Below are 14,457 nucleotides of genomic sequence, written 5' to 3'. Positions count from 1 at the left end.
ACTTATTCTTGATTTGCTATTATGATTATGCGAGAAAGAAACCTACTTTAATTTTCATTTTTTTGCTCTAAGCTCTAAAAACCAAACAAATAGCCACTAAAAAACCTACTTCTGTTAAAAAAAACAAAAAAATTAACATTTATAGAATTACTTGTGTTTATAGGGTGTACCAGAGTTTTTTGAGAAACACTTAGCCATAAAATCAATATTTAGGGAATAAAAAAGTACATTTTTAACATAAAATATTGTATATTGTCGTTGATTTTATGTTTTACAACGAAAATAAATCATCTGTTGTAAGTTTTTACTTACATTTTTAAATTTAAGGTTTAACCCCGAAAACCAAACTTTATGAAAACATTTTTACCCATTTTAGCCTTGTTTTTAACAAGTATTTCTTTTGCAAATACAAAAATCGACATTTCCTACAAACTTATGTATGTTACAGAAAATACTGTAATCGACGGTTTGGATGAAAACACAGAAGAAGGAGTTATCTTCATTACCGAAAGCTTACATCTTGAAGCTGGAGCCAGAATAAAAGTAAGAAACGCTTGTCTTATTATTCTTGGTGACGTTTCGGGAACCGGAATTATCGACATCGATAATACTGCAACTGTTACTCTTGAAGGAGAGAAACAAGGGCGAGTAACATTTATAAATAGATTCTTGGCAGACGACACTTGTCAACAAAGCACTGATCAAAAAACTTTTAGACATATTATTGAAGTCCCTCAAGGATTAAAGTATAGTTTATATTCTATGGACGGAAGACTATTGGATAAAGGGAAAATCGATGATTATATCCATTATCTTAATGACCCTAAGACGTATTTAATTAAAGTAGAGGGTTACAAATTAAAAAAGTATGTCTTCAAAGGATAAAGTATCCGATCATAGAAAGTAAGGTTTAGATCCACGGCTATATATGTCGTGGATTTTTTTTGTTTTCACTTAATCTTTATAACCTCAACTTTTCATATTTTAAAAAAAACTTATATTTAACATCAAAAACTCCCCTTTTTTACAACCAAGTACCTCCAATTTTAAGCGCTATTACGTCAAGAAACCTATTTAAAATGCAAATGTCATGGTTTAAATCTGAAGCAGCAAAATATACATTCTACGGAGTGATATTTGGCTTTATGTTTCCCATATTGGCTACAAGTATGGATATGGTTAAGCTTGGTCTTGAATTTACTTGGGAGTCTGCAGTATTTGTACAACGTAATTATCCTGTTCATTATATCATAGATACGGCGCCCATTTTTCTAGGGCTATTTGCCATGTTTGGGGGTCGAAATCTCGATAAATTAAAAGAAAAGAATCAACAAATATTGAAGGCTTCAAAATTCAAAAATGATTTTCTAGCCAATATGAGTCATGAAATTAGGACACCCATGGTAGGTGTGATAGGTATGATCGATTTACTTTTTAAAAACACAAAACTAGATGCAGTACAAAAAGAATATGTAAGTACCATTCACAGATCATCTCTTAATTTGCTTGATATCTTAAATCAAATTTTGGACCTTTCCAAGATGGAAGCCGGAAAATTTAGGTTATCCCCTACCACCACTAACTTAAAAACCCTTATATCTCAAAATGCAGACCTTTTTTTAGCCACAGCAAAAGCTAAAGAAATAGAAATCTTATCCAATTATTCGAAAGAGTTGCCTCAATACATAATTGCCGATAATAACCGTTTAGCACAGGTCATTTCAAATCTAATTGGTAATGCCATAAAATTTACCAACCAAGGTTCAATCAATATCAATACATCTTTGGTTTCGAAAAAAAATGATGAACTTGTCATTAAAATAGAAGTAATAGACACCGGAATTGGCATAAGTAAGAATGATCAGGAAAAATTATTTAATCGCTACAGTCAACTGCATGACGCCTCGATTAGTATAGGAGAAGGAAGTGGTTTGGGACTAGCAATTTGTAAAAAGATTGTCCCTCTTATGCAGGGAACATTGGGCGTTACTAGTGAGCCAGATAAAGGTAGTAATTTTTGGTTTACTTTTAAAGCAAAGATATCTAATACCCGTGTTGTTGATGAAAACAAAACCCATTCAAACCTCAAAAAAAACGACTACAACCTTCATGTTTTATTAGTTGAAGACTCTGATACCAATATCTTGGTTTCAAGACAAATTCTTAAATATCTGGGGTGTACAGTCGATGTTGCCAAGGATGGTAAAAAAGCCCTGGATTCTTTTAAAGAAGATAAGTATGACCTGATACTTATGGACATTAATTTACCCGAATTGGATGGTGTTGAAACTTGCAATCTAATACGAAAAAAATTTACTAAAGTCCCTCCAATTATTGCTCTTACATCGAATGCATTACCAGGAGATTCCGAACGTTATATTTCAAAAGGCCTTGATGATTATATCACAAAGCCATTCACAACAGAAATATTAAATATCAAACTTAAGAATTGGTTTGGTGATCATTACGAGTATCACTAATCACTCAATCATCCAAAAAACTTATTGTTTTACTCTCATTAACAAAATACTTCTATTAATTTTATTATCTTGTATGTAAAGATTACAGGTTTGTTAATGGAATTTTAAACTAAACACTAAAGCCATGAACCAAAAAAACAATTTTTCTTATAAAATATATTTGACCTCAATATTAATATTTGTATTTACAATTACCTTTTCTACCCAGTTACAGGCGATGTCTTATTTTCAAGAAAGCAACGTAGAAGATGACATTACTAGTTATAATGAGTACAAAGGATCTGTTTATGACAACGAAAGCAACAGACCTATCGTATCTGCGACAATATCTGTTAATAATACTAATATCTCTACAGTCACCAATGACGAAGGGAAGTTCTCTTTAAAAGTACCAAAAGACCTTTCTGAAAATAAAATTACTATTTCTCATTTAGGGTATAATGACAAGGTAATCGAATTATCTCAATTTGGTAAAAAAGCAATGAAAATAAGACTTGATTTATCAATAACAGAGTTATCTGAAGTAAATATTGACCCAAGGGATCCCGAAGCACTTATTCGAGCGGTAATGAAGAAAAAAGGCACTAATTACCTTAGTGATAATACTATTATGACTGCCTTTTATCGAGAAACAATAAAAAAACGTAGAAGTTATGTATCCTTGTCTGAAGCGGTTCTGGACGTATATAAAAATCCTTACCTTTCAAAGAAAACAGATATCATAAAACTATATAAAGCACGCAAAAGTGCTGATTACAAAAAACTAGATACTTTGACAGTAAAACTTCAAGGAGGGCCCACTAGCACACTATACATAGATGTGATGAAGAATCCCGAAATTCTTTTTACAGAGGATATGATAAAAACCTACGAGTTTAGTTTTGATAAATCTACCAAAATTAACGATCGCCATATTTATGTATTGAAGTTCAAACAGCGTCCCTATATAGAAGAACCTATGTATTATGGAAAACTCTACATTGATTCTGAAACACTTGCTATGACAAAAGCAATTTATAGCCTTAATACTGAAGATAAAGAGGAAGTGAGCAAAATGTTTGTTAGAAAAAAGCCAAGAAATGCAAAAGTATACCCCACTGAGGCTAGTTACAATATCGATTACCGTGAGAAAGATGGAAAGTGGTATTATGGGTATGGTCGAATTGATCTAACTATAAAGATAAACTGGAAAAGAAAATTGTTTAATTCTGTATATAAGCTGAATGTAGAAATGGCCGTTACAGATTGGAAGAAAAATTTAGATAAAGAAACGCTTAAACCTAAAGACAGATTAAAATCCACTGTAGTCCTTGCCGATGAAGCAGCTGGATTTTCTGACCCAAAATTTTGGGGAGAGTATAATGTTATAGAACCAGAAAAATCTATAGAATCTGCCATCAAAAAAATTCAAAAGCAACTTAGAAAATTGAACTAAAACTAGAGTTCAAAACATGTATACTAAAGAACATGCCCGAGCATGTTCTTTTTTTTATTACTCAAATTAAATCTGCTGAATAATTTTAGTACTTTTAAAGCAGGGAAACGAGTTTTGCAACAACAAAGACTCTCAAAAGTCATTTATACAAAAAACTCCTATTGAAAAGAACCATATTTATTCTATGTTTTTTAATAATTTCTAATGCTTTAAACGGGCAAAAGCAATTAGACTCGTTGGCTGCACTAAAAGATTTCGAGATATTCGAGAATATTTTAAAAAAAGGACACCCTAGTCTTTATGAATATACAAACGAGGATTCTTTACATTATTCATTTGAGAGTACTAAAGAAAAAATAGTTAAAAACACTACAGATATTGATCTTTATAAGAAGATGTTAGAAATAACTGATAAAGTAAAAGATGGTCATCTTCTACTCTTTGCTCCGAATACTGTGAAGACAAATCAATATTACTTCCCTCTAATATTAAAAATCATAAATACCCATTTCTATACAGATACAGATGACTTTGGAATACCTATAGGCTCAAAAATCAACGCGATTAATGAACGGAAAGCTTCAAAAATCTTGGCAGATTTAAAGAAATACACACCCTCAGACGGCCATAACCTTACTAAAAAGTATAGAGATATTGAATTAAAATTTGGAGCATTTTATGCCTATGAATATGGTATTACCAAAGAATTTATTGTTGATTATACCTCTCCAGAAGGAATTACAAAATCTGTTACGTTAGATGCTGAGTCTTTTGTAACCGTAAAACTTAGAAACACCAAGCGCAACTCGTATTTTGCCAAATTCCATAAACAAGAAAATGGATTCGATTTCTTTAAATCATATATAAACAACAAAGAACCATTTATCTACTATAAAGACAATTTAAGTACAGCTATTTTGGTAGTCAATTCATTTGGAATAGATATTCGAGCTTTCAAATCAAAACTGATTACCGTCTTTAAGGAATTAAAAGAAAAAGAAACTAAACATTTAATCATCGATTTAAGGAATAATGATGGTGGTTTCAGACCTAATGGGGTTCATCTTTATTCATTCATTGCCAAAAAGCCTTTTAAGCAAATTTCCAGCCAATATGTAAGTGCTATCGAGGTCCCAGAAAAAGAATACGTTACCCGAACATTCCTCAACGAAAAAGACTTCTTAACCGATAAATTTAAAAATCATCCTGTTTATGACGGTTGGAAGTTGATTTTTGATGATCTCGAAGCTTTAATGGTCCCAGAAAAAAGAAGATTCAAAGGAAAAGTATATGTACTCACAAGCGGGACTACTTTTTCGGCAGCATCGAGCTTTTGTCAAAGTGCCAAAAATGAAAACATTACCCTTATGGGCGAAGAAACGGGAGGCGGATATTATATTTCTACCGGACAATTCCCCGTATATTATGAATTACCCAACTCAAAAATTGTAATGGTGATGTCTATGGTGAGGGTTGAAAATTATGTTAAAGATAAAACCGTCAAAAAAGGATCAGGAACTCCTCCTGATAAATATATTAACCTTTCTGTAGACAATTTAGTTGAAGGAAAAGATCCTCTACTCGATTATCTTTTTAGATTAATTAAAGGATAAATAATGAATTGATTTATTGGATATAAGTATTTACACTTGTAATTAACTTACACGAATTATGTAGCATTTGTTTGAACCTTAACGCCAAGTTTTCATCATTAAATTTCATAGCTTCGGTAATACTATCTGATAAAACAAGCTCTCCAATTAAGTATTCAACAAAATAATTTTGATCTTCGGTTAAAAGCACGTATTCTGTCATATTATAAAATTACAAAAGGCGCACATAATTCTTCAATCATAGATCCGTTCTATCCTTTCTAAATTCGAGAATAAAAATAGATTTTAATTGAATACACAAAAAAAATGCTTCAAATACTTTTACACAGAACTATTAACAATCTTGATTTAATTTTAGGAATAATTATTGAGCAAAAAAGAAAAAACACTAATACTTTATTATGAAAGCATATATCTATTCGTTTCTGATCATTAGCCTTATCGCTTGCAAAAAAGAAGAGTATCCATTTAATCTCCCAAAAAATGCAAAAGAAATACTGGCTGGTAAATCGGGTAAGACATGGAAAATTGCATGGAGATATAATGATGGCGTTAGAATGAACATGACCGGTTGCTTTTTAACATATAAAATCAAGTACTTTCCTGAAGGAGTTATGGAAGATAATAATGGAGAGCAAGAAAACTGTGGTCCATCATTGAAAGGCAATTGGGAAATTATTACTAACAATAACAAAAAATCTTATATAAAATGGACTAGTGATTCGTTACAAGAAATTATGAACACCAGGAAAAATCGGAAATATTTTAAAATTCTTCAACTAGAAAAGGATACTTTAAAATTACAATATAGACACAAACAATTCTCTTCAGAAAGCACATTTATTGACACATTTGTACCAGAGCATATGAATGTAAAAGACAGAAACTATCATTGGTAACGTTTAGAAAAAAACCGGCCATGAATCTAATCGTGACCGGCAAACCTAAACTAATTAATAATAACAACTTGTAATTATAGAATACAAATACTATAAAAGGTACCTTTGACTTGAAGTGAGATCTTCATAACTAATGTTTGTTAGCTATGACTAACACCTATTTTTCGCAACAAGCCAATTTCGATATATTCGGGGATTTTGTCATATTTATCTATCTTATCTGTCTGTATAGGAATCCAACCATCAATTTTGATCATATCGTTTGGATTACTGCTAAAAAACATTTCATATTCATAACTCATAGACCCATTTCGGGTAAAAGTTCTACCTGCTGTATTTTTTAACTTATCTCCTAGTCTTTTTCTTACTATTTCAATTTTGGATGACAAATCCAGGGTTTCAGTATCCCTATGTACTTCTACATCCAAAAACTCTGCGATTGACGCCATTATTACTTCATCTAAATTCATAAGCATAAATTTTGGTTACAATTAAAATATCTAAAACATTACATAAATTTAATTTACCCTATAAAAAATAGGGTTTAAATTAAATATTTTTACTTTTTAAAGAATAATACCCTATAAAAAACAGGGTAAATCTATATAATACTTATTAAATAAAGAAAAAGACCTTATTAAAAATAGAGTTATGAGTCAAATTTTATATTTTATAAAAAAAATGATTATTGAAATTGTTTATTTAATAATTCAAAAGGCAAAAAAAAAGGTTTTTTGCAGAGCTACTTTCTACAAAAAACCATAATAATTTCTTAAAAAATTCCCAACATTTGTTGGGGATGCTATTATATCTAATTCTTAAAAGAATACAAATTCAATACATAAAACCATGCATTTATCAAGCCATTTCAATTTTAATTTCTATAAAATTCTTTTTTGAACCCGCACATAACGGGCATTCATATTCATCCGGAAGATCATTGAAATCAACTCCTTTTGGAATTCCATTAACCACATCACCTACAGATGGGTCGTAAATAGTTTGACAATCAGAACATTGATATACTTCTATTTCTTGTATTTCTTTTTTACCTATTTTTTTACCTTCAAAGTCCTCTTGTTCTGATCCAAGGTTAATAAAATATGTTTTGGTCAACTCTAACAGTAACCCTGGCAAATCCATTTGATCTACATCCTGTGCATAAACTAGATAATTTCTAGTATTAGGATCAAATTGCTTAGCATACAACACATTATAAGTCGGCCTTACCTCAAACCCTTTAACAGCGTCTGCTGTAAGGTTTTCTTCTATCACTATAGAAGTAAAATATCTTTTTTGGTTTTTACGAGAAGTGACAGCAAAGGTTAAACCGTAAGTACTAATATCATTTTGATCAAAATTCATGACCAAAAACTTCTTGAGGTACAATGCTTTTTGATTACCTACCGGTAGGTGCCAATTAAGCTCCAATGAAGAATGCCGGACATTAATTCCAAATTGCCCAAGCAACTTTTCTAAAGCTAATTTCCCTTCTTTAGGTATTCCCTTAATAATAAAAGACTTCCACGGAGTTAGACATATTTTTCCGATCTTATTATCAATACAAAATTCGCAAAGTGCCTTTAAGAAAGTAAGATCATACTTATTGTTTCTCCAGTATAAACCCAACCAATATTGGTTAATCCCCATTTTGTTCATCCCTTCATAATAAGGAAATGGTGTGAAATCAACTCGAAGTGGTTTCTCAATTATTCTATTATTGGTATCAAGGTTCTCGTTAAGGTATCCAAATAATTCTTCAATATCGGCAACTTTAGAATATATTTCTTCTATAGTCTTGGCCACTTTTGCAATATCCCAGGTATAGATAAGCGCAGGGTAATAGGTTTCTTCCCAATTTGGTAATTTTAGGTAAAGATACCAGTAATCCTCATGAGAAGAAGCTATAAAGTTTAGATCTCCAGAGAACAATGGTGCAATCTGTTGTTTTGGGTCGGTAATATTGATTTTTAACTTTGGATTATATCTGAAATCTTCAAGAATATATAAATACGTTGTTCCTCTTAACCAAACTGTCGAAGCAAAAATATCAATCGAAACATAAGAGCTACTTATATTTTGCTGTTCTATTGAAGAAAAAAAAGAGGGATCAAAAGCCGCGTGCCTGTCAATAAAATCACCTTCTTCATCTTTAACAGGAAAAATAATATCCTGTCTAGAACCAAAGTGAAAAGTTTTTAATCCAAGACTCTGCGCATATTCAATAATTCGTTGTAACTCTATTGGAGACAAAACTCCTCCTTTAATATCTACTCTATGTAACGACTCTTCATTTTTCATAATCAAGCTAATTGCAAAACATTACTAAGCACTTCTTTTACTTCGGGCTTGCAACTTCCACAACCTAGCCCAGCTCCAGTTTTTATACACAACTCTGAAAAATCCTCACAACCAGACTTAATAGTCTCTTCGAGATTACCTTCTCCGACTTGACTACAAGAACAAATTAACTTACCCAATACAGGCTCACCAGGCTGGGAAGATCTTAGCAACTCTTCTCTCTTTTCTGAAAGCTCTATTTTTTCTTCTATCAATCTTTTAAAATCTGCAAACTCATTTTTATCACCCATTAAGATCGCTCCAACAAGTCTATCGTCTTTCACAATGCATTTTTTATAAAAACGTTTTCTTACATCCATAAATATCACCTCTTCAAAAGATGTATCATTTATAGGCATATCTATATCACCAATGCTACAAAGATCCAAATCTTCAAACTTGAGAATATTCATAAAAACCGAACCTTTATATATTGCACTATAATCACCTAGTAAATACTTGGCCACAATATCGGCCTGTTGTTCCGCTGCGGCAGTAATACCATACAAACTACCTTCAAACTCTGCAATTTCTCCAATCGCAAAAATTGCCCGATCACTAGATTGCAAATATTGATTTACCAGAATCCCTCTTCTACAATCAATACCATTTTTTTTGGCCAGATCTATGTTCGGAATTGTTCCTATAGAATAAACCACAGCATTACAATTAAATGATTTTCCAGATTTAAGGTTAACCTGCAAGTTTCCGGAGTCTTTATTAAAAACAGTATCCACTTCGTTATCGAAATGAATTCGTATCCCTTTTTCCATTACATCTTCAGCCAATAATCGGCTAGCTATAATATCTAACTGGCGTTCCATTAATCGATTACCACGTTGCACAATAGTTATATTAACATTTTTCTTTCGAAGTGCCGCTGCCAACTCAAGCCCCAATAACCCTCCACCAACAATAGTTACATGCTGTTCATTTTCGGGTAATCCTGTTTGATCCAGGTAAGTTTTCAACTTATCTGCATCTCCCCGATCGCGCATAGTAAATCTACCTGGAAGATGTATCGGCACTTCTTTAGGCACAAAAGCACGACTTCCTGTTGCCATCAAAATAACGTCATAACTGTGTTTTTGCCCTTTACTATCAATAATAAACTTTTCTTCCCTATTAATTTCATTAATAGGGTTATTTGTATGAAGAGTTACATTAAGAGACTCCATGCTTCCTTCTCTCATTTTCTGAAGCTGTTCCCATTTTAGCTCTTCACTTACATATTCTGGTAGCAATACCCTATTATAGAATGGATATGGTTCTTTGGAAAATACAACAATTTCGTCTTCAATATTAAATTCTCTATACGTTTGGATAAAGCGATATGCAGCAGTACCTGCCCCAATAATACAAATCTTCTGCTTTGGTTTTACAAACTTTGTAACTCGAACCGCAGAAAATTTGAAATCTGGTTCTTTTGAAATAGGATCAACGATATTTGTGGTAAGATTATTAGCTCTTCCAAAATCATTGCCAAGTACTTTTCCCCAGTGCATAGGAAGAAACACCACTCCTTTGTTGATTGCATCACTCACCTTTATCTTAACTTGAACCTTACCTCGTTTGCTTTCGACCAAAGCGATATCTCCATCCTTTACTTTATGCAAGTAAGCATCCACTCTGTTAATTTCTAAGTACGGACTAGGAATATGCGTTAACAACCTGTTCACTTTTCCTGTTTTTGTCCTTGTGTGCCATTGATCTCTTACTCTTCCCGTGGTTAAGATCAAAGGATACTTTTCTGTTATCATCTCGGATGTAGGCTTAGTGAACCTAGGAACTACAAATTTTGCATTTCCAGTATCGGTATAAAACCTCTTGTTTTCAAAAAGTCTTGAGGTTCCCGAATGAGTATTCTCGGGAACAGGCCATTGAAAACTTCCTTCAACTTTTAATCTATTATAGTTTAAACCTGAAATGTCAATATTTGTCCCTTTGGTAAGAATGCAGTGCTCTTTATAAACTTCTTCAACAGAACTATAATCAAATCCTTTATATCCCATTCTTCTTGCGAAATTCCACAATATTTCAGAATCTGAAATTGCTTCTCCTGGAGGATCCACAACCTTGTTTAAATAAGTAACCCTACGTTCACTATTGGTCATCGTCCCTTCTTTTTCTGCCCAACCGGCAGCAGGAAGAAGTAAATCTGCATATTCTACAGTCTCAGATCGATGAGAAATATCCTGAACCACTACAAACTTTGCGTTCTTAAGCGCTTTTTCTACCTTATTAGCATTAGGAAGACTTACTAAAGGATTTGTACATATGATCCAGATAGCTTTTAATTTTCCACTCTCTAGCGCATCAAACATTTCGGTAGCCGTAAGACCAGGTTTAGCCGAAATCTCTTTTCCTCCCCAAAAATTAGAAACTTCTCTGCGATGATGATCGTTGCTCAAATCTTTATGCGCCGCTAACAAGTTAGCCATACCTCCAACTTCTCTTCCTCCCATAGCATTTGGCTGACCAGTAAGCGAAAAAGGCCCTGACCCTGGCTTTCCAATATGGCCAGTAAGTAACGACAGATTCAATAAGGCATTATTTTTATTAACCCCTATCGAACTCTGATTCAATCCCATGGCCCAAAGGGTTATAAAACCCTTGGCATCACCTATATAAGATGCCGCCTTTTTTATTTCGGCAATAGTAATCCCGCAGGTTTTGGCAGCTTCAGTTAATGAAACCGATTGTAACGAAGCTTTAAGAGCTTCAAAATTATCAGTGTGGTTGGCAATAAAGCTTTTGTCTATCCTTTTTCTATCAATTAACCTCTTTGCAATGGCGTTATACAAAATCACATCGGTTCCTGGCAAAATTTGCAGATGTAAATCTGCAATATCACAAGATTGTGTTTTACGAGGATCGACCACAATAATCTTTGTATTGGGATTCTTTTCTTTATGCGCTTCAATTCTTCGGAATAAAATTGGATGACACCATGCAGGGTTTGCACCAGCAATCATAAAACAATCTGCAAGTTCGATATCCTCATAAGCTACAGGCACACTATCTTCTCCCAACGCCTGTTTATAACCAACCACCGCAGAACTCATACAAAGTCTTGAATTAGTATCGATATTGTTAGTCCCTATAAAACCCTTGGTTAACTTATTAACCAAATAGTATTCTTCGGTAAGACATTGACCCGACACGTAAAAGCCAATACTATCAGAGCCATATTTATCGATCATTGTACTAAAGACAGATACCGCTCTATCTAGTGCCTGATCCCAGGAAACCCGCTGACGATCATGACCTTTACTCCATCGCATTTCTGGATATAGAATTCGATCGCTTTTATCCTGAACTACATGATGAAGATTCATTCCTTTGGAACATAACATCCCCTTATTTACAGGATGATCTGGATCCCCCTCTACTGTAATTACACCCTTAGGATCTTTTTTTGCAATAATCCCACAACCTACACCGCAATATGAACATGTTGTTTTATATGATTTGAATGCCGACATATTATATCTCTCTATACCATTTTTTGACACTCAAAACTAAGTATTAATACGTATGAATCATAGTTTCAATGTCAAATTCTATTTTGGAACTGAAAGAATTATGAATTCAATAAAATATGGGTATTTAAAAAACAGTATTAAGATTTATACGAAGGCTATTTTATCATATTTATGATAAAAAAACCGGTTACAACAATGTTGTAACCGGCAACACAAGAAACACTTAAAGCTACTATATCTTTAAGGTTTCAACACTAAGTCGTAAACACCTTATATATTTTAGAAACCGAAAAAAATCAGTTTAAGAACCTAATATTAATTCTATGAAACGTTCGGAACAAAATTTTATTCTGTAAAAAGGTAGAAAGGGTGATTTTCGCAGCACCCAAATATTAAGCCCCAAAGTTGTTTAGATTAAATATACCAATAATCCTTGAATCGAAAACAAAAATTATCTGTTAAAATTATTTTTAGAACATCAAAAAGTCGTGCAACCTATTATTAATGCTCAAGAAAATTTATTAAGTGTTCCCTGTATTTGTAGTAATCAGGATGTTCCAGAACCTCTTTTCTAAGGCGAGGTCTTTCAAAATCTATTTGTAAAATATCGCCTACTTTTGCTCTCGGGCCACTAGTCATCATAATTACCCTATCTGCTAAAAATATAGATTCATCTACATCATGAGTAATCATAATTGCCGTAATTTTTTCTTGGTTCCATACCTCGATAAGTACATCTTGCAATTCCCCACGAGTAAGTGAATCTAACATCCCAAAAGGTTCGTCGAGCAGTAACACTTTAGGTTTAAGCGCAAAAGCTCTTGCAATGCCAACACGTTGTTGCATTCCTTGCGATAATTCTTTGGCTTTTTTGTACATGGCATCTTCCAGACCTACTTTGGAAAGATAATATTTCACAATATCATCACGATCCTTTTTGGTCCCATGAGCAAAAACCTGCTTTACACCAAGCATTACATTTTCGTAAGCAGTCATCCAAGGTAAAAGGCTTGGAGACTGAAAAATAACTCCGCGATCAGGCCCTGGCCCCTTTATGGTTTGATTATTCACCACAATTGCACCCTTGGAAATAGGGTTAAGACCTGCTATCATGGTAAGTAAAGTTGATTTCCCGCAACCTGAATGCCCAATAATAGAGATAAATTCTTCATGTTTTATTTTTAAGTCAAGGTCATCCAAAACTACATATTCTCCCTTGGGGGTTGGATATATTTTAGTAAGACCAGAAATATCCAGCATGTATTTGTCCTCAAATAATCCATTATCTGTTCTGCGTGTTACTTTTTTTTCAAGTGTTTCCATATTGAATTGGTTTTATCCAAAGTTTAATCTACCAAAAGGAGTCGGTTTAATTACTGGCTTAATATCTGGTAATGTATATATATTTTCTTTTTTAGAAGCGCGTTGCTCCCCTATCTGAATCAAGTATTCGATGATACTGTTTCGTAGTTTTTTATACTCTTCATTGTGATTAAGAGCAGTTTTATCTCTGGGTCTTTCAAGGTTTATTTTGTATTCTGGCCCCAGTGTAGCTTTAGGCCCAGGCTTAAGAGGAATAATTCTATCAGCCATTAAAATACCTTCATCCACATCATTGGTAATCAACAATGCCGTCTTCTTATCCTTGTTCCAAATCTTTAGTATCTCTTGTTGAAGGTTACCTCTTGTCAAGGCGTCAAGCGCACTAAGTGGTTCATCCATAAGAATTACATCAGGACTCATGGATAATGCTCTGGTTACAGAAACTCTTTGCCTCATACCTCCCGAAAGTTCTTTTGGCAATTTGTTTATAGCCGGTGATAGATTCACCATCTCTACATACTCTTCGACTCTTTTCTTTCTACCGCTACGAGTCATTTTTTTGAAGGCTTCTTTTACTGCCATCCCCACATTATTTCGAACGTTTAACCATGGTAACAAAGAATAGTTCTGAAAAATAACTCCACGCTCATGACTTGGCCCGGTAACTGGCTCTCCTTTAAACAACACTTCTCCTTCATCTGGCATAAGCAAGCCAGAAATAAGGTTAATCAGTGTAGTTTTCCCGCTACCTGTAAATCCAACAATTGCAACAAATTCTCCTTCTTCAATTTCAAGATTAATATTTGATAATACTTGTGTTCGGTCTTTTCCTACTCCAAAAGACTTAGATACATTTCTTAATTCTATATATGCCATATCCTT

The 14,457-nt window shown here is 33.3% G+C and carries 11 protein-coding genes; 5 read left to right on the top strand and 6 right to left on the bottom strand.

The features are described from left to right. Positions 1-351: 351 nt before the first annotated feature. The 4 genes from U6A24_RS09440 to U6A24_RS09425 all read left to right on the top strand — a co-directional run bounded on the left by U6A24_RS09440 (position 352) and on the right by U6A24_RS09425 (position 5,528). Positions 352-885 (top strand): hypothetical protein, encoded by a 534-nt coding sequence (locus tag U6A24_RS09440; RefSeq protein WP_324179715.1) that lies wholly within the window; start codon positions 352-354, stop codon positions 883-885. 200 nt (positions 886-1,085) lie between these two features. Next, on the top strand, positions 1,086-2,480 hold the full coding sequence (locus U6A24_RS09435; RefSeq protein ID WP_324179714.1) for an ATP-binding protein: 1,395 nt from the start codon (positions 1,086-1,088) through the stop codon (positions 2,478-2,480). A gap of 124 nt (positions 2,481-2,604) precedes the next feature. After that, positions 2,605-3,915, top strand: a complete 1,311-nt coding sequence (locus tag U6A24_RS09430) for a carboxypeptidase-like regulatory domain-containing protein (protein ID WP_324179713.1) — start codon at positions 2,605-2,607, stop codon at positions 3,913-3,915. A 161-nt stretch (positions 3,916-4,076) separates the two neighbouring features. Further along, positions 4,077-5,528, top strand: a complete 1,452-nt coding sequence (locus tag U6A24_RS09425; protein ID WP_324179712.1) for a S41 family peptidase — start codon at positions 4,077-4,079, stop codon at positions 5,526-5,528. A gap of 13 nt (positions 5,529-5,541) precedes the next feature. Here the strand turns inward: U6A24_RS09425 and U6A24_RS09420 are convergent, their stop codons facing one another. Then, positions 5,542-5,730 (bottom strand): hypothetical protein, encoded by a 189-nt coding sequence (locus U6A24_RS09420; RefSeq protein ID WP_324179711.1) that lies wholly within the window; start codon positions 5,728-5,730, stop codon positions 5,542-5,544. A 199-nt stretch (positions 5,731-5,929) separates the two neighbouring features. Between U6A24_RS09420 and U6A24_RS09415 the strand changes: the two genes are divergently transcribed. Continuing rightward, positions 5,930-6,427: a hypothetical protein gene (locus U6A24_RS09415; protein ID WP_324179710.1), complete on the top strand. Its 498-nt coding sequence runs from the start codon at positions 5,930-5,932 to the stop codon at positions 6,425-6,427. Between the two features lie 140 nt (positions 6,428-6,567). On the opposite strand, the gene U6A24_RS09410 is transcribed toward U6A24_RS09415, so the two are convergent. The 5 genes from U6A24_RS09410 to U6A24_RS09390 form a co-directional block, all read right to left on the bottom strand. Continuing rightward, positions 6,568-6,897 carry a hypothetical protein gene (locus U6A24_RS09410; RefSeq protein ID WP_324179709.1) on the bottom strand — a complete coding sequence of 110 codons (330 nt, stop codon included), beginning with the start codon at positions 6,895-6,897 and terminating at the stop codon, positions 6,568-6,570. A gap of 388 nt (positions 6,898-7,285) precedes the next feature. Next, positions 7,286-8,728 carry a rubredoxin gene (locus tag U6A24_RS09405; RefSeq protein ID WP_324179708.1) on the bottom strand — a complete coding sequence of 481 codons (1,443 nt, stop codon included), beginning with the start codon at positions 8,726-8,728 and terminating at the stop codon, positions 7,286-7,288. A 2-nt stretch (positions 8,729-8,730) separates the two neighbouring features. Next, a complete protein-coding gene (locus U6A24_RS09400; RefSeq protein WP_324179707.1) occupies positions 8,731-12,252 on the bottom strand; it encodes a molybdopterin-dependent oxidoreductase in 3,522 nt (1,173 codons plus the stop codon). 501 nt (positions 12,253-12,753) lie between these two features. Then, the gene (locus U6A24_RS09395; RefSeq protein ID WP_324179706.1) at positions 12,754-13,575 is read right to left on the bottom strand and encodes an ABC transporter ATP-binding protein; all 822 of its coding nucleotides are present in this window, start codon (positions 13,573-13,575) and stop codon (positions 12,754-12,756) included. A gap of 12 nt (positions 13,576-13,587) precedes the next feature. Beyond that, positions 13,588-14,451, bottom strand: coding sequence for an ABC transporter ATP-binding protein (locus tag U6A24_RS09390; protein WP_324179705.1), 864 nt, complete (start codon positions 14,449-14,451; stop codon positions 13,588-13,590). Positions 14,452-14,457 lie beyond the last annotated feature (6 nt).

The sequence above is a fragment of the Aquimarina gracilis genome, from assembly GCF_035285365.1.
GTDB lineage: Bacteria > Bacteroidota > Bacteroidia > Flavobacteriales > Flavobacteriaceae > Aquimarina > Aquimarina gracilis.
The sequence above is the reverse complement of the archived record's forward strand: the minus strand, read 5'-3'. Positions and strand labels throughout refer to the sequence as shown.

What these genes read in the sequence shown, in the direction of transcription:
- U6A24_RS09410 (WP_324179709.1), bottom strand. Translation starts at nt 6,897, where the DNA reads ATGAATTTAGATGAAGTAATAATGGCGTCAATCGCAGAGTTTTTGGAT.
- U6A24_RS09430 (WP_324179713.1), top strand. Translation starts at nt 2,605, where the DNA reads ATGAACCAAAAAAACAATTTTTCTTATAAAATATATTTGACCTCAATA.
- U6A24_RS09440 (WP_324179715.1), top strand. Translation starts at nt 352, where the DNA reads ATGAAAACATTTTTACCCATTTTAGCCTTGTTTTTAACAAGTATTTCT.
- U6A24_RS09420 (WP_324179711.1), bottom strand. Translation starts at nt 5,730, where the DNA reads ATGACAGAATACGTGCTTTTAACCGAAGATCAAAATTATTTTGTTGAA.
- U6A24_RS09395 (WP_324179706.1), bottom strand. Translation starts at nt 13,575, where the DNA reads ATGGAAACACTTGAAAAAAAAGTAACACGCAGAACAGATAATGGATTA.
- U6A24_RS09400 (WP_324179707.1), bottom strand. Translation starts at nt 12,252, where the DNA reads ATGTCGGCATTCAAATCATATAAAACAACATGTTCATATTGCGGTGTA.
- U6A24_RS09390 (WP_324179705.1), bottom strand. Translation starts at nt 14,451, where the DNA reads ATGGCATATATAGAATTAAGAAATGTATCTAAGTCTTTTGGAGTAGGA.
- U6A24_RS09415 (WP_324179710.1), top strand. Translation starts at nt 5,930, where the DNA reads ATGAAAGCATATATCTATTCGTTTCTGATCATTAGCCTTATCGCTTGC.
- U6A24_RS09405 (WP_324179708.1), bottom strand. Translation starts at nt 8,728, where the DNA reads ATGAAAAATGAAGAGTCGTTACATAGAGTAGATATTAAAGGAGGAGTT.
- U6A24_RS09435 (WP_324179714.1), top strand. Translation starts at nt 1,086, where the DNA reads ATGTCATGGTTTAAATCTGAAGCAGCAAAATATACATTCTACGGAGTG.